The sequence below is a fragment of the Caproiciproducens puteiluti genome, from assembly GCF_052442865.1.
Classification (GTDB): domain Bacteria; phylum Bacillota; class Clostridia; order Oscillospirales; family Acutalibacteraceae; genus Caproiciproducens.
This window is the reverse complement of the sequence record NZ_CP194790.1, coordinates 3,718,246-3,733,782: the sequence shown is the minus strand read 5'-3', so window position 1 is coordinate 3,733,782 and position 15,537 is coordinate 3,718,246. Positions and strand designations below refer to the sequence as shown.

Annotated in this window: 18 protein-coding genes; 14 read left to right on the top strand and 4 right to left on the bottom strand. The window is 57.2% G+C overall.

Going from position 1 to position 15,537, the window contains the following annotated elements; all coding sequences use genetic code 11:
* The first annotated feature begins 213 nt into the window (after positions 1-213).
* From ACRQU7_RS18080 to ACRQU7_RS18070, 3 genes are read left to right on the top strand one after another with little or no spacing between them, the layout of a single operon-like run.
* Positions 214-903 (top strand): response regulator transcription factor, encoded by a 690-nt coding sequence (locus tag ACRQU7_RS18080; protein ID WP_038326061.1) that lies wholly within the window; start codon positions 214-216, stop codon positions 901-903.
* 3 nt (positions 904-906) lie between these two features.
* On the top strand, positions 907-2,397 hold the full coding sequence (locus ACRQU7_RS18075) for an ATP-binding protein (RefSeq protein WP_444642426.1): 1,491 nt from the start codon (positions 907-909) through the stop codon (positions 2,395-2,397).
* A 25-nt stretch (positions 2,398-2,422) separates the two neighbouring features.
* A complete protein-coding gene (locus ACRQU7_RS18070; RefSeq protein WP_444642424.1) occupies positions 2,423-4,117 on the top strand; it encodes a trypsin-like peptidase domain-containing protein in 1,695 nt (564 codons plus the stop codon).
* 178 nt (positions 4,118-4,295) lie between these two features.
* On the opposite strand, the gene ACRQU7_RS18065 is transcribed toward ACRQU7_RS18070, so the two are convergent.
* The 4 genes from ACRQU7_RS18065 to ACRQU7_RS18050 all read right to left on the bottom strand — a co-directional run bounded on the left by ACRQU7_RS18065 (position 4,296) and on the right by ACRQU7_RS18050 (position 7,380).
* On the bottom strand, positions 4,296-5,168 hold the full coding sequence (locus ACRQU7_RS18065; protein ID WP_444642422.1) for a DegV family protein: 873 nt from the start codon (positions 5,166-5,168) through the stop codon (positions 4,296-4,298).
* Between the two features lie 329 nt (positions 5,169-5,497).
* Positions 5,498-6,121: an ABC-2 transporter permease gene (locus ACRQU7_RS18060; protein WP_038326058.1), complete on the bottom strand. Its 624-nt coding sequence runs from the start codon at positions 6,119-6,121 to the stop codon at positions 5,498-5,500.
* Complete coding sequence (locus ACRQU7_RS18055; protein ID WP_444642419.1) at positions 6,118-6,975, bottom strand: ABC transporter ATP-binding protein; 858 nt, start codon at positions 6,973-6,975, stop codon at positions 6,118-6,120. The genes ACRQU7_RS18060 and ACRQU7_RS18055 overlap by 4 nt, the downstream gene beginning before the upstream one ends.
* Positions 6,976-7,005: 30 nt before the next feature.
* Entirely contained in the window at positions 7,006-7,380 is a 375-nt protein-coding gene (locus tag ACRQU7_RS18050) for a GntR family transcriptional regulator (RefSeq protein WP_444642417.1), read from the bottom strand.
* A 210-nt stretch (positions 7,381-7,590) separates the two neighbouring features.
* Between ACRQU7_RS18050 and ACRQU7_RS18045 the strand changes: the two genes are divergently transcribed.
* The 11 genes from ACRQU7_RS18045 (at position 7,591) to ACRQU7_RS17995 (ending at position 15,536) form a co-directional block, all read left to right on the top strand.
* Positions 7,591-7,917, top strand: coding sequence for a hypothetical protein (locus tag ACRQU7_RS18045; protein ID WP_141826590.1), 327 nt, complete (start codon positions 7,591-7,593; stop codon positions 7,915-7,917).
* Positions 7,907-9,163 carry a PBSX family phage terminase large subunit gene (locus tag ACRQU7_RS18040; protein WP_444642415.1) on the top strand — a complete coding sequence of 419 codons (1,257 nt, stop codon included), beginning with the start codon at positions 7,907-7,909 and terminating at the stop codon, positions 9,161-9,163. Before ACRQU7_RS18045 ends, ACRQU7_RS18040 begins: the two co-directional genes overlap by 11 nt.
* Entirely contained in the window at positions 9,160-10,284 is a 1,125-nt protein-coding gene (locus tag ACRQU7_RS18035) for a serine/threonine protein phosphatase (RefSeq protein ID WP_444642413.1), read from the top strand. Before ACRQU7_RS18040 ends, ACRQU7_RS18035 begins: the two co-directional genes overlap by 4 nt.
* Before the next feature lie 15 nt (positions 10,285-10,299).
* Positions 10,300-11,262, top strand: a complete 963-nt coding sequence (locus tag ACRQU7_RS18030) for a hypothetical protein (protein ID WP_444642411.1) — start codon at positions 10,300-10,302, stop codon at positions 11,260-11,262.
* Between the two features lie 19 nt (positions 11,263-11,281).
* Positions 11,282-11,623: a hypothetical protein gene (locus ACRQU7_RS18025; RefSeq protein ID WP_444642409.1), complete on the top strand. Its 342-nt coding sequence runs from the start codon at positions 11,282-11,284 to the stop codon at positions 11,621-11,623.
* A gap of 18 nt (positions 11,624-11,641) precedes the next feature.
* Positions 11,642-12,655 (top strand): phage major capsid protein, encoded by a 1,014-nt coding sequence (locus tag ACRQU7_RS18020; RefSeq protein WP_444642407.1) that lies wholly within the window; start codon positions 11,642-11,644, stop codon positions 12,653-12,655.
* A 10-nt stretch (positions 12,656-12,665) separates the two neighbouring features.
* Complete coding sequence (locus tag ACRQU7_RS18015; RefSeq protein WP_444642405.1) at positions 12,666-13,022, top strand: hypothetical protein; 357 nt, start codon at positions 12,666-12,668, stop codon at positions 13,020-13,022.
* Positions 13,019-13,696 carry a hypothetical protein gene (locus tag ACRQU7_RS18010; RefSeq protein WP_444642403.1) on the top strand — a complete coding sequence of 226 codons (678 nt, stop codon included), beginning with the start codon at positions 13,019-13,021 and terminating at the stop codon, positions 13,694-13,696. Before ACRQU7_RS18015 ends, ACRQU7_RS18010 begins: the two co-directional genes overlap by 4 nt.
* Before the next feature lie 78 nt (positions 13,697-13,774).
* Entirely contained in the window at positions 13,775-14,296 is a 522-nt protein-coding gene (locus ACRQU7_RS18005) for a LysM peptidoglycan-binding domain-containing protein (RefSeq protein WP_444642401.1), read from the top strand.
* A complete protein-coding gene (locus tag ACRQU7_RS18000) occupies positions 14,293-15,192 on the top strand; it encodes a hypothetical protein (protein ID WP_444642399.1) in 900 nt (299 codons plus the stop codon). The genes ACRQU7_RS18005 and ACRQU7_RS18000 overlap by 4 nt, the downstream gene beginning before the upstream one ends.
* Before the next feature lie 5 nt (positions 15,193-15,197).
* Complete coding sequence (locus tag ACRQU7_RS17995; RefSeq protein ID WP_444642397.1) at positions 15,198-15,536, top strand: hypothetical protein; 339 nt, start codon at positions 15,198-15,200, stop codon at positions 15,534-15,536.
* The last annotated feature ends 1 nt before the right edge of the window (position 15,537 follow it).

Sequence of the window (15,537 nt, the reverse complement as noted above, 5' to 3'; positions counted from 1 at the left end):
GCGTGCCCCGGAGCGGTACAGCAGGCCTGCAATTCATATATTATTTAAAAACTTTTATAAAAAATTCATGACTTTTCGGGGGAATTCCCTTATAATCAGATATATACATTCAGATTGGAGGCAGTTGAGTCCGGAATCAAAAATCAGGTGTATTTTCGGATGCCGTCCAATTTAAAACGCTGCGGCTGCGGGGTATGAAGGAGGAAGTAAAAAATGCCGGCTGGAAAAATTTTAGTGGTTGATGACGACCAGAATATATGTGAGCTGTTAAGGCTTTATATCGAAAAGGAAGGCTTTGAGGTTGCGATCGCCAACGACGGACGCAAGGCGCTGGAGGCTTTTGACGCGGAAGCCCCCGACCTGATTATGCTTGACATCATGCTGCCCGAGCTGGACGGCTGGCAGGTCTGCCGGGAAATCCGCAAGAAATCGCAGTGCCCGATCATCATGCTTACTGCAAAAGGTGAGGTCTTTGACAAGGTGCTCGGCCTGGAGCTGGGCGCGGACGACTACGTGGTGAAGCCGTTTGAGGCAAAGGAGGTCGTGGCCAGAATCAAAGCCGTGCTGCGCCGTCTGGGCAAAAACAGCGAGGAGCTGGTGAAAGAGGTCAAATACGACAAGCTTTCCATCAACCTTACAAACTACGAGCTGCGGGTCAACGGCGTTCAGATCGACACGCCGCCGAAGGAAATGGAACTGATTTACCACCTTGCGAGCAACCCGAACCGCGTTTTTACGCGCGACCAGCTGCTTGACGAGGTGTGGGGCTTCGATTATTACGGCGACAGCCGGACCGTGGACGTACACGTCAAGCGTCTGCGCGAGAAGCTGGAAGGCGTCTCCGACAAGTGGGCGCTCAAAACAGTCTGGGGCGTCGGTTATAAATTTGAAGTTAAGGAATAAAAAATGCAGAAAACACTGTTTAAAAAGTATCTGCGGATTACCTCCTCGATTATTTTCATCAGCTTTCTGTTCCTGAGCTTCGTCATGCTGATTTTCTTTTCGAACTACTGGCAGACGGAAAAAAGGAACCTGCTGAGGAAGAACGCCCAGAGCGTGGCGGCAATTGCGGCGGACAGCGTTACTTCGGTGGAGGACAACGTCTATACGATCCACACCGACCGGATGAAGGCATTTATCGCAGCCTTTTCCGACAACATCGACGCGGATATCTTTGTGACAAAGCTGAGCGGCCAGATTGTGATTGCCTCTTACGACAGCACCAGCGGGATCAACGACGGCCGGAATGTCAGCGAGGAAATCATGAAAAAGGCGATCTCCGGCGGGTACAACAATCAGGGAACCATGGGCGGAATTTACAGCCAGCCTTATTACATTGTCGGGGTGCCGATCAACGTGGTGAATACCGACGGCAGCAAGACCGCCATTGGCGCCGTGTTCACGGCTTACAATGTGCGGTCGTTCAATTCCTTCCGCGGGGAAATCCTGCGGATGTTCCTGCTGGCCGCCATCGCCGCGTTTATGGTATCCTTCTGTGCGGTGTGGCTGTTCTCCTATAAGCTGGTCCAGCCGCTTCGCAATATGGCCGCGGCGGCGCGCTCCTTCGGGGACGGAAACTTTTCCGTGCGCGTGCCGGTCACCAGCCAGGACGAAATCGGCCAGCTGGCGATCGCCTTCAACAACATGGCGAGTTCCCTCTCCACGGGCGAAAACGTAAGGCGGAATTTTATTGCGAACGTATCGCACGAGCTGAAAACACCGATGACGACGATCGCGGGCTTTATCGACGGAATTCTGGACGGCACGATTCCTGCGGAGAAAGAGAGCCACTATTTGAATATCGTCTCGCAGGAGGTCAAAAGGCTGTCCCGGCTGGTGCGCACCATGCTGGACCTTTCCAGAATCGACAGCGGCGAGATGAAGCTCCGCCCGGGAAGGTTTGACCTGACCAATACGATATTGATCGCGCTTTTGTCCTTTGAAAAGGCGATCGAAGACAAGAAGCTGGAAATCCGCGGGCTGGAGGATACGGAAAGCCTGTTTGTGGACGGCGATCCGGATATGATCCATCAGGTCGTATACAATTTGATCGAAAACGCGGTCAAGTTTACCAACGTGGGCGGGTATATCGAGATCAAAATTCTTGACCAGCCCGACAGGAGCAGCGTCGCGATCAAAAACAGCGGCCCGGGGATTGCTCCGGAGGAACTTTCGCTGATTTTCGACCGTTTCTACAAGACCGATAAGTCCCGCAGCCAGGATAAAAACGGGATGGGTCTTGGACTGTATATTGTCCGTACGATTATTAAGCTGCACGGTGGGGAAATTAATGTCAGCAGCGTGCAGAATGAATACTGTCAGTTTGAATTCTGGCTGCCCAAAATCAACGAACCGCACCTGTTAAAGGACGGATCATCCGAGCAGGTCAAAGAATAAATCATTTTCAGAAAGGGTATTTCTTATGAGTGACAGCGAGTTCGATCACAATCATAACGGGGAAAAAGACCCGTGGGATACCGGAGACATCAACCAGCCCGCGAACGAACAGCCCCCGGCAGCGGAGCAGGGGAGTGAACCGGAGCAGGAGAAGCCGGAGGACCGCCGGGGACAGGACGCACCGGCTTCCGCTGAACAGGAGGGTACGCCCGGTTCCCGCGGCCCGGAGCCGGACAGCCGGAATACGGAACAGACGCCTCCTCCTTACGGCCAGCCGCCGTATCAGGATCCGCAGAATCCTTATCCGCCCTACGGCCAGTACAACAACAACCCGTATGGCCAGTATCATCAGCCCTACGGGAACTATAACGGCCCCTACAGCGGCTATCGTCAGGATCAGTATGGTCAGCAGCCGTACTGGTCGTATCAGCCGTACGGCGGTCTGCATCCTGACCAGAATCCGCAGGATCCGAAACCACCCAAACGGAAAAACACCGGCCTGCGCGTGTTCCTCTGGATTCTGGGAGGGCTGACGGCGGCGTTCGTGCTGGGCTTCTGCATTTACGGCGTTCAGACGGCCGTCAGCCAGCAGAGCGGCTGGCCGCAGAGCACAACCTCGCAGCCGGAATATAACGACGGGGAGGATTCCGCCAGTTCCGGGAGCGCATCCAGCCAGGCGCAGATTCAGGGCGGAATCAAGGGCGACGGAACCAATCCGAATTCTTCCGGAATTACGATTGTACCGGAGCCGGGCACCGGTCAGCTGAGCGCCAAGGACGTCTACAAGAACGTAGTGGAAAGCGTGGTCGGGGTGGAAACCACCGTGGCCGGCACAACGGCCAGCCAGGGCGGCGTGATTCAGGGCACCGGCATTGTGGCCAGCAAGGACGGATATATCCTGACGAACGCGCATGTGGTCAATTATTCCCGCGCGAACAAGGTAAAGGTCATCCTTCACGATAAAAAGGAATATGAGGCGACGGTCGTCGGCTACGACAAAACCTCAGACCTCGCCGTGCTGCGCATCAACGCGAGCAACCTGAGCGCCGCGGTGTTCGGCAATGCGGATCAACTCGAAATCGGGGACGAGGTGATCGCCATCGGCAATCCGGGCGGCATGGAGTATTCCAGCTCCCTGACGGGCGGCTATGTGTCCGCGCTGAACCGCACCATCGAAAGCCACAGCGACAACGGCATGACCTACATCCAGACCGACGCGGCTATCAATCCGGGCAATTCCGGCGGTCCGCTGGTCAATATGTACGGGCAGGTCATTGGCATCAATTCCAATAAGATTGTCGCCACCGGCTACGAGGGAATGGGCTTTGCCATTCCCGTCAGCAAGGCGAAAACCATCATCGACGACCTGGTCGCGCGCGGATATGTCAGCGGGCGCAGCCGTCTGGGCATTACGGCGACCACCATCACCGATATCCAGTCGCAGCTTTCCGGCTATCCGACCGGCGTAATGATCCGTGAAATCAGCTCGGAAAGCGACCTGACGAAATCCGGCGTCGTCGTGGGCGATGTGATTACCAAGGCGGACGGCCAGGCAATCGCCAGTCTGGACGATCTGTACGCGGTGCTGAACAAGCACAAGGCGGGCGACACCATCTCGCTGACCATTTTCAGAATGAGTACCGGACAGAGTACCACCGGCAGCACCCGGACGGTGAAAACCAAGCTGCTGGAAGACAAGGGCGAAACACAGGCAAAATAATGCAAAACAATGCGCCTCGACAGGGCTTTTCAAAGCCGTACCGGGGCGCTTCCTTTTTTGGGGACTACGACGGATTCCAATAGAGAGAGGGAACGAACTCCTTTTGCCGCGACGGGCGCGGCACCTCCCTCACGGAGGGAGGCGGGGATGGGTCGTCCCGTCCTTTCGTTCCGGCGGTTTAACGGTGTGTGCCGAGGAAAAACAGCGCGATGGTTCCCGGGCCGGAGTGTGCCCCGATCACCGGGCCGACGTAGTTGGTCACGACGGTCTTGACGCCGAATCTGCTTTTCACCTGTTCCGCCACATAGTCGGCGTCCTTCTGGGAATCGCCGTGGCTGATGAACACGACCTGCGAAGTGGGGTCGATTGCCGTTTCTTCCATATGATCGACCAGCGCGGTGAGCGACGCGCGGCGTCCTCTGGTCTTGCCGACGTTGATCAGGTGGCCTTCGTCGTCCACGTGCAGGACGGGCTTGATGTTCAGCATGGTGCCGATCAGGGCGGTCGTCGCGGAGATTCTGCCGCCGCGTTTCAGGTGGTTCAGATCTTCCACGGTGAACCAGTGGCAGAGGTGCAGCTTGTTCTCTTCCAGCCAGGCGCGCACCTCGTCGATATTTTTGCCGCTGCGTTTTTGCTGGACGGCATGGTAGATCAGCAGTCCCTGCCCCAGAGAAGCGCAGAGCGTGTCCACGGCGTATGCCCGGCGCTCCGGATATTTTGCCGCCAGCTCTTTGCAGGCCATCTGCGCGGCGTTGCAGGTATTGCTCAGCCCGCTGGAAAACGCAATGCAGAGGACGTCTTTTCCGGACTGGAGAATCGGCTCCATTGCGCCGGCAAAGGCCTCTACATTCACTGCGGAGGTCGTACAGGTTTCCCCCGCGCGGATACGCCGGTAAAATTCCTGAAAGGAGAGCTCACGCCCGTCCAGATAATTGCGGTATTCCTTTTCTGCCAGATTAAAGGAGAGAGGGAGCACGGTAAGCTCCAAATCCCGGGCCATTTCCGCAGTCAGATCACAGGAGGAATCCGTCACTATGACAAAATCGTTCATACGCTTCTCCTTACCTTCTGTAATAAAATTTACCCATTAAAAACAACCGATTTTAAGAATATCCACAGCATTTCCAGTTGATTCTGAAACAAGGTTGTGTTCCTTTCCCGCCGAAGGCGGGGGAGGAATATGTTTTATCTTGCAAACTGAAATAGATTTGCTGCAAAATTCTCTTATCATAAAATATATTCTATCATTTTCCAGTTAAAATATAAGTCGAATTTAGAATTAATTCGGGAATGCAATATAAAAAATAAGATGATGTAATATGGAATATTAGGTTCAGCTAACAAAAAAAGGAACGGATTTCCGTTCCTTTTTTTAATGCCCTAATTTTCTTTGTTGTCCAGTATCTTACAGGAGATATAATAGGAAACCACGGAAAAAATCACGAGAAAAACGGGTGAGATTTTCAGCAGAAACAGAATCTGTGCGTCGCTCGGTGCGGCGAACCGCGCCTGTTTCAAAAGGTAAGCGCCGAGTGTGGGAATCAGAACGACCACCAGAAGCGCGAACCTTGCTTTCTGTGTTCCGAACCGGTAAAACAGCGGGATCAGAATTTCGCAGAGCAGCAGAGCTGCCCCGGAAGCGGCGTAGATAGTGAGACCGGTTTCTTCCGACAGGCTGCCGGACAGCAGGTTCGCCAAAAACGGAATCAGGGCCGTCAGCAATATCAGCGAAAACGAAAGCAGATATTTGCTGAAAGCAAGCGTCCCTTTGGTGATGGGAAGGCTGAGCGCGTAGGTGTTCCATTTTGACAGTTCATCGTAGGCGAAGGAGTTGACGATGACAACAGTCGGCAGCATGGCGATCAGCGTGATAAAAATGGAGTTGAAGTGCTGGATTCCGTCGTCGGATAGAAAAGAAAGAACGGCGTAAAAGGCGAAAATGACCAGCAGAAATTTCCCCTGCCTTTTCAGGTACAAAAGGTCTTTCCGTAAAAGTCCCGTCATGATCTGCCCCCCTTTACATAAATCAGCATGATATCGTCTATGGTGGCCGGGTCGACGACCAGGCCGGAATATTTCCGCCGGGCGGCGTCCCGGTCCGTTACCAGCGCTTCATAGCCGAAATCGGTTTTGCGCCAGCGGACAAGATCGTCCGGATCGATCCGCTGGAAATCCTTCGGGCCGCATTTTATAATCCCGTACTGATAAATCAGGTCGTCCTTGGAGCGGTCGAAGATGATTTTTCCTTCGTGGATGAAAACGACATAATCCGCGACCTTTTCAAGATCGCCGGTAATGTGGGAGGAAAACAGAACGGAGTGGGATTCATCCTGAATGAAATCGAGGAAAATGTCGAGGATTTCGCTGCGCACGACCGGGTCAAGCCCGCTGGTCGCCTCGTCGAGAATTAAAAGGCGCGGGCGGTGCGCCAGTGCGCTGGCAATGCTCAGCTTCATCTTCATCCCCTTGGAATATTCTTTTATCGTTTTATTTTTCGGCAGCTTGAACTGGTTCAGATACCGGTTGAACAGCTCGTCGTCCCATGTCCGAAAGACCGACCGCAGGATGGAAGCGATGTCCCCGGCTTTAAACTCGCTATGAAAGTAGCTTTCGTCGAACACCACGCCGATCTGTTCCTTGATTTTCTGTTCGTCCTTTCTGTTGTCCAATCCGAAAATCTGAACGGAGCCGCCGTCCCGCTTCATTTCATTTAAGATCAGCTTGATGGTGGTTGTTTTCCCCGCCCCGTTTTCGCCGACAAAACCGACGATGCTGCCGGACGGGACCGTAAAGCTTACGTCCCGCAGATGAAACGACGGGTAATCCTTACAAAGATTGCTGACTTTGAGAATGTCCATAGTTACCTCCATGGCGCTGTGCCAGAATTTTTAATCGCCGTTGTACAGAAGGGCGAGTATTTCGCTGAGCTCCTCCAGCGTGATTCCGCCCGACCTTGCCACATCCACGGCGCTTTGCAGAAGATTTTCCGCTTTGCGCAGCTGCTCCTCGCGGATAAACTCCATGTTTTTCTGCGCGACAAAGCTTCCCTTGCCGGCGACCGTTTCAATAAACCCCTCCCGCTCCAGATCTTCGTAGGCGCGTTTGGTGGTAATGACGCTGATGTGCAGTTCCTTTGCCAGCAGCCGCATGGACGGCAGGGCCTCGCCGGCCTGCAGCGCGCCGGTGATGACGCTGTTTTTGATCTGCTCGGTAATCTGCTCATAAATCGGTTTCCCACTTGCGTTGCTGATGATGATGTCCAAATAATCACCTCGAAGCGAATCAGGCTGTCGATCAAGCCGCGCACACTTTTCCGACGCCCGACAGTTTTTTGATATGCTAATATTGTATATATCGTATATATACAATAACTCGTTTATCCTCCTTTGTCAAGAAATAATTTTTGGTTTCCTTTCCTCTTTTTGGGAAATAAACGGGGAAATGTACCGGAGGGTTGAAAGGAGGCTGAAGGTTTGGAAAGCAATTCGGAAACAGGCGAAAGAACCCGCAAACGGGTGCGCAGAGGATACGAAAGGCTGGCCTACGGCGGGATTGCGGACGCGGTGCGGCTGCTGTTTACGGAGGAGCCCGATCTGACGGCGCTGGACAAAATGGACCTGTACAACATTGCGGAAATCAAGCGGCCGAAGGGCGGCGGGATGGAAATCAAATTTTTTGACCGCATCAAAGCCCTGCAGAGTCTGGAAGAGCTGAGCGGGACCGGCGGGGATTCCCTGCCGCTGTACCGTACCCTGCAGGAGTGCGCAAGGTCCCTCGGCGGGAGCGAAGATGGAGTTTAAGGCTTTTTCGAGAAAGCAGCTTCAGGCGCTTTCCTGGTGGTGCCCGGGCAGCCCGTATGAAAGCCGGGACGCGGTGATCTGCGACGGGGCGGTGCGCAGCGGAAAAACGCTCTGCCTCGGGATTTCGTTCGCCGCGTGGGCGCTCTGCCGCTTTCAGGACCGCTCGTTTGCCATCTGCGGCAAAACCATCCGCTCCCTGAAACGGAACCTGATTACCACGCTGCTGCCGGCCCTGCAGGAATCGGGCTTCCGATGCGAGCTGAAGGCTGCGGAAAACCGGCTGGACATTTCCTGCGGAAAGCACAGCGACCGCTTCTATCTGTTCGGCGGGCGGGACGAAGGGTCGTCCGCGCTGATTCAGGGAATTACCCTCTCCGGCGTTCTGTTCGACGAGGTGGCGCTGATGCCCCGCTCGTTTGTGGAACAGGCGCTCGCGCGCTGCTCGGTGGAAGGCTCGAAATTCTGGTTCAACTGCAACCCGGAAAACCCGCAGCACTGGTTTTACCGCGAATGGATTCAAAAAGCGGAGAGAAAAAACGCGCTGTACCTGCATTTTACCATGGAGGACAACCCGTCGCTCAGCCCGCAGATCCGCGCGCGGTACCGCGGGCTTTACGCGGGGACGTTTTACGAGCGCTTCGTGCTTGGGAAATGGGTGGCGGCACAGGGGCTTGTCTACCCGTTTATGACGGACCCAATGCTCTGCGCCGCGCCGAAGGACTGCGAAAGCTACGCCGTTTCCTGCGACTACGGCACCGTGAACCCGTCCTCGTTCGGGCTGTGGGGGAAAAAGGAAGGCGTGTGGTACCGGGTGGACGAATATTATTACGATTCGCGCGCCGTCGGCGCTTCCCGCACGGACGAGGAGCATTACGCCGGGCTGGAACGGCTTTGCGGGGAACACGAAATTGAGAGCGTCACCGTCGACCCTTCCGCCGCCAGCTTTATCGAGACGATCCGGCGGCACGGAAAATACCGCGTCCTGCCCGCGCAGAACGAGGTGCTCGACGGGATCCGGCAGGTCAGCGTCGCTTTGAAGCAGGGGGACGTGAAAATCTGCCGCAACTGCACGGACGCGGTGCGGGAATTCGGCCTGTACCGCTGGAACGACGACAAAAGCCGGGACGCGCCGGTAAAAGAAAACGATCACGCGATGGACGATATCCGGTATTTTGTAACGACGCTTCTCCGCAGGGAGGACGCCTTTTTTGCAATTGCCGCGCCGCGCGGGAAAGGAGAGCAATGATAGGAAAAAGACAGAAACCGCAGCCGGTCGCCCGGGCGGTGCAGACCGCGGCGTCCGCTTCGCCCTTTCCGGCGCTGGACAGCTACGTGCCGCTGCAGACGGGCGAAAACAGGCTTTACAGCGCGCTGCGCGAGGCGGTGCCGATCATCGACGCGGGCATTGATAAAATCATCCGGCTGATCGGCAGCTTTACCGTGCGCTGCGGCGGCGGGAATACGGAAGCCAGCCTGAATTCCTTTTTACAGAACGTAAAGGTGAATTCCATGGAGGCGGGCGTACAGAGCTTTTTAAACGACTATTTGTCGCAGCTTTTGACCTACGGCAACGCGGTGGGGGAAATGGTGGTAAGCGGCGGGACCGTCGCCGCGCTGTACAACGCGGGGCTGGAGGATGTGGAGCTGAAAGCCGTCAGCCCTCTGCACACCGAGATTTACCGCCGCGAGCCGGGCGGAAGCGTAAAGGTGAAATACCCGGAGCTGGTGTTCTGCTCCGCGCTGAATCCCCCGCCCGGCAGCGCGCGGGGGGTATCCCTGCTGCACGGACTGCCGTTCGTCAGCGGAATCCTGATCCAGATTTACAATACCATCGGCGTGAACTGGGAGCGGCTGGGAAACGTGCGCTTTGCCGTGACCTATAAGCCCACGAACGACGCGGCGGACAGGGCCTACGCGAAGGAGCGCGCCCAGCAGATCGCCGGGGAGTGGAGCCGCGCGATGCAAAAGGACAGCGTGAGCGATTTTGTGGCCGTTGGGGACGTGAGCATCAAGGCGATCGGCGCGGACAACCAGATACTGGACAGCTCCGTGCCGGTGCGCGAAATGCTGGAGCAGATCGTGGCGAAGCTGGGACTGCCGCCGTTCTTGCTGGGGCTTTCGTGGTCCTCCACCGAGCGAATGTCGAGCCAGCAGGCGGATATCCTGACCAGCGAGCTGGAAGCGTACCGCCGCATTCTCAATACGGTCATTCACCGTATCTGTTCCCTGTGGTTGCGGCTGAACGGGTACGAACCGGAGTTTACCGTCGAATGGGAGGACATTACGCTGCAGGACGAAATCGAGTCGGCAAACGCGCGGTACCTGAACGCCAAGGCGGCGCAGATGGAAGCCGCCGCGAAAACGTGAGAAAGGAAGGATGACTTGAAAGAGGGATATGTGCTGAAAAGCAATCAAAAGCCGGACAAGGACGCGCTGGAAAAAATCAACCGCTATACCCGCAGGGAGTTTTCCGCCGATGAAATCTATACATTTTCGGTGGTGCTGTGCGACAACGAAATCGACCGCGACTGCGAACGGTTTACGGTGGAGGCACTGGAAAAGCTGGCGGTGCTGTTTGTGGGGAAAACCGGGATTTTTAACCACAGCATGCAGACGCAGAACCAGACGGCGCGCATTTACGACTGCGCGGTGGAACGGGACGGCGAACGGACGACCGAAGCGGGCGAGCCGTACTGCCGCCTGGTTGCGCGGGCGTATCTGCCGAAAAGCGACAAAAACCGCGATTTGATTCTGGAGCTGGACAGCGGCATCAAAAAGGAAGTCAGCGTGGGCTGCGCGGTCAAAAAGATCACGTGCAGCATCTGCGGCGCGGACCTGAAAAAAGGCGGCTGCGCCCATGGGAAAGGGAAAAGTTACGGCGGGAAAACCTGCTGCGCGGTTTTAAGCGAGCCGACGGACGCCTATGAATGGTCGTTTGTGGCGGTGCCCGCCCAGCGCGAGGCCGGAGTCATCAAGAACTTTTCCACCGAAAACGCGGAAGAGGTGGAAAAAGCGCTCGCGCTCGCAAACGGAGAGGTCACCCTGAGCACGGAGCAGGCGCACCGGTTTTCCAAAAGGCTGGAAGCGCTGAAAGAGCAGGCCGAGTGCGGAAAGCTGTACCGCGGCGAGCTGGAAAACAGCTTCGTGAAATACGCGGGCATCGCGCAGCCGGAAATCCCGGCGCGGACGGCGGCGCGTGTCGCCGCCGAAATGGAGCTCGGGGACCTGAAATGCTTTGAAAAGGCATACCGCAAAAAGGCGGAGGAGGTTCTGCCCCTGGCACCGCAGCTTGCCGCGGTGCGCCGGGCCGAGACTTCCGGTTTCAATGCGGAATTTAAAATATAAAACAAACGGAGGAGAGAAAATGAACATTTCTTTGAACGGTTACGGCGAACAGATGGCAACCTTTGAGGCGGAAAGCGGCGTGGCGCCGGGCATTCCGGTAAAAATGACCGGAAACGGCCTTGTCGGCGTGGGGCAGGCACAGGACGAATTCTGCGGGGTGGCGGTTTCCGTGCGCGGGGGTTTCGCGGCGGTACAGCTGCACGGCTATGTGACGGTGGCGTATTCCGGGACCGCTCCGGCGGTCGGATACCGGTTTTTGAGCTGTGACGGGAACGGCGGAGTCCAGGCCGAAAGCACGGGCAGAAGCCTGCTCGTCACCGACGTGAACGCCGCGGCGCAGACCTGCGGAATCATTCTTTAAATAACGGGAGGAAAAAAGATGGCATTTTATGAATCGGTAAAACTCGAAAAAGGAATGTACGGCACACCGGGGAAAAGCTTTACGGAGGTTCTGGAAAGCCTGGACCCCACCGAAAATTACGCGGGTACCGGGCTGGAAGGGCTTGACGCGTACCAAAGACAGCTGAAGCGCTTCGATATCCGCGTGAGCGGGACGGATTCCGACCGGATCGAAAAGTTTTTCCAGACGGCGGATAGCTCGGCACTTTTCCCGGAGTACGTCAACCGCGCGGTGCGGCAGGGAATGGAGCTGGCGAACCTGCTTCCGAACCTCGTCGCGACGACGACCAACATCGGCTCCATGGATTACCGCACCATTACGTCCAATCCGGGCAGGGACGACAAGGCGCTCAAGCCCGTCGCGGAGGGCGCGCAGATTCCGCAGACCGTCGTCAGGACCCAGGACCATCTGGTGAAGCTGCAGAAACGCGGCAGGATGCTGGTCGCGAGCTATGAGGCGCTCCGCTTCCAGAAGCTGGACCTGTTCACCGTCACCCTGCGCCAGATCGGCGCTTACATTGCCCGCGCGCAGCTTGCGGACGCGGTGGAGGTGCTGTTGCGCGGGGACGACGGCCAGTCGCCCGCCGGTGCGGTCCAAACGGCCGGGTCCAAACCGGATTACGCCGATATGGTGAACCTGTGGGGCTCCCTTGCGCCGTATTCGCTCAATACCATGCTGGCTTCCACGGCGACCGTGAAGGACATCCTTTCCATCAGCGAGTTTAAGGACGCGAACGCGGGACTGAATTTTCAGGGTACCGGTAAGCTGGCCGCTCCGCTCGGCGCGAACCTTCTGCATGTGCCGGATCTGGCGGACAACCAAATCATCGGGCTCGACAAAACCTGCGCGCTGGAAATGGTGCAGGCCGGAGGGGTGCGCACCGATTACGACAAGCTGATCGACCGCCAGCTGGAGCGTGCCGCCATCACGGCGATCGCGGGGTTTGCCAAGATTTTCGACAGTGCCGTCAAGGTGCTGAGCTATCCGTTCTGAGGGCACTGATATGGTAATTGAGGATGTGACCGAACGCTTTGCGCTGATGGCGGACTTAAGCGCCGAGTCAGCCGCCCGGTTCCTTCCCCTGTGTGAGGACGCGATGACGGAAATCAGCCGCCGCGTGAAAGAGGACATTCCCGAAGCGCGGGGGCTTCTGTGCGCGGCGGCGGCTTCGCTCGCGCTGTACCGCTGGGCGGTGATGACGGCGGGGTCCGGGGTGGAGAGCTTTTCCGCGGGGGATATCAGGGTGACGAAAAGCTGCGCCGGGGTGGAAATGGCCAGACAGGCGTGGCGGGAATCCGTCGCCGCCGCGGCCCCGTATTTAAAGGACGACGGTTTTTTATTTGAGAGGATTTGCCCATGAAGCGGAAGGAAGCGCTGGAAAGGCTCTTTCAAAAATACGGTGAAAAAGTAACCGCACGCGACCGGGAAGTCAGCGCGATTTTACGGCCGTTGCAGTACAAAAGCGGCGCGTCCCTGAATCTGCCCACGGAATATTACGATAACCTGCATTACCTTTACACCGGCCCCACAGGAGAACCGCTTTGTACCGGGGATGAGATTTACGGCGGCGGGCGCAACTACGTTGTCAAGCGCGCCGACACGGCCCTGATGGCGGGGGAGGAGCTTTACGTCTGGGCGGTTTTAAAGGTGCTGGACGACGGTGCGGACAGGGAGGTCTATCTGGAAGCAGACGGGAAGCGGGCCGCGGTCGCGGACAGCTACACGGTAAAATGTGTGCAGCAGAGCCGCACGGTTTCGGCCTGGGGCGAGCAGGACGCGGTTTCCACCGCGCCCGGGCGGATCAGCTATGAGCTGACTGTTCGAAATGTCCGGCCGGAAAACGGCGCGGATTTGTGCGCGCTTTCCGGCTTCCGCCTGATTGCCGCGGGAAACGGTGGTCGGGTGGTCTATTCCGGGTGCAGATGGAAAAACATCACTGCGGAGGGCGGGGCGGGCAACACGCCCCGTCGGAGCATGGAACTGGTGGCCGCGGCGCGGACACAGGAAAAGGAGGAGGAAAGCGGTGAACGATGAGCTGGACGAAATTTCGGAAGGGCTGGAACGGGATTTCCGCAGGTACCCCCATCCGCTGGACACGGGGGAGGAAAACGCATGAAAATACAGCCCATGAGCTATAAAAATTATGTGTGGCCCTTTAACCCGAAGCAGGTGGAGGTCGCTTATTCCAGAAATATTCAAAACCTGAAGCTGCCCCTGTACGGAAGCGTTCTGCAGGATATGGGCTTTGACAAGCGGGTCGTGACCGGGTCGGGGGAATTTATCGGCAGCGGGTGCATGGAGGAGTTCAGCCGTCTGGCGGCGGTGTTCGCCTCCGGAGAAAGCGGGCTGCTACGCCTGCCGGGGGACACGCCGTTCCCGGCGGCGTTCGCGTCGCTGAAAATGATCGGCGAAGCCCAGCCGGACTGCGTTTCCTACAGCTTTGTCTTTGTGGAGGACGACGCCGGTCCGGGGGAGACCTCACTTTCCGAAACAAGCTATGTCTGTAAGGGCGGGGAAAGCCTTTGGGAAGTGGCGGACCTTTATGGGACGGACGTGGATACGCTGAAAAATCTGAATCCGCTGATTCAGTGGCCGAACGCGCTGGAGGCCGGGCAAAAGGTGGTGCTTCCGTGACCTATGTGGGTGTAACGCCGCAGGGGGTGGGGATTTTGCTCCTGCCCCCGGTTTCGGCAAGGCTGGTTTGCGGGGAGGATGCGCCGGCGGACGGCTTCACCGGCGTGTTCCCGCTTAAAAAAAGCCTGGGGCGGCTGACGGGGCTGAAAATCTATGACCGGACCCGAAAGCTGTGCTTCGACGGAATCGTGGACGAGCAGAAGGAAAGCGTTGGCGGCGGATGGAAGCTGACGCTTTCCGCCCGCAGCCGCGCCGCGCTCCTGCTGGATAATGAGGCTGTTCCGCAGACCTACTGTATGCCGTCGCTGAGGACCGTCTTTGAAAGGCATGTGAAGCCCTATGGCTTTTCGGGCTTTCTGGGCGACAGCCGGGCCTTTAACGGAACGTACACGGTGACAAAGGGAATGAGCGAGTGGCAGGCCGCCGCCGGCTTCTGCACCCGGTTTTTGAAAGTGGCGCCGCGGATTGCGGACGACACGTTCGACGCGTCAGGCGCGAGGCCGCAGGGGGAGCTGCTGTTTGACAATGCCGTCGGGATCGGGTATACCTCCGTTTCGGTGGAAAACCTGTACTGCAACGCTCTTTCGGAGGTTCTGGTAAAGTCCGGCAGTGCCGGGGTTTACAGCCCGGCGGCACAGAGCGCGGAGGCGGTTTCCCTTGGAATCAGGCGCAGGAGATGTCTTGCTCAGGGCGACGCCGACGAACTGATCCGCGCCGCGGAGAAAAAGGCGTACCGGGTGACCGCGGACTGTCCGGGAGAAATCGAGGCCGCCCTTTTTACAGCCGCAAGGGTGCGGGACCCGGCGCTCGGCACGGTGGAAAAGCTGTATGTCTCACAGACGGAGTACCGACTGAACGCGGACGGGGAAAGCACCCGGTTTACTTTGAGGAGGTGAGGACCATGTGGCTTTCACAGCAGGTGATCGCCGCGCAGAACCGCAAAACCGCCGCACAGGTGGCGGAAGTGACCGGTGCGGCGGTAATGCAGGGAGAAAACGAATACAGGAGCATTCCGCTTTTGGGGCCGTGGGGCATTGCCTATCTGCCGCCGAATGCGGCGAAAACGGTCGTTGTCGGCACCGGCTCGGGAAATGCCTGTATTGGCGCGGTGACGGAGGAAAAAGGAATCGCCCCGGGCGAGCTGCTGCTGTTTTCGTCCGGCGGCGCGAGCATTTACCTGAAAAACAGCGGAGAGATCATCATCAACGGACAGGTTTTTGCCGCTCAGAAGGAGGATTAGC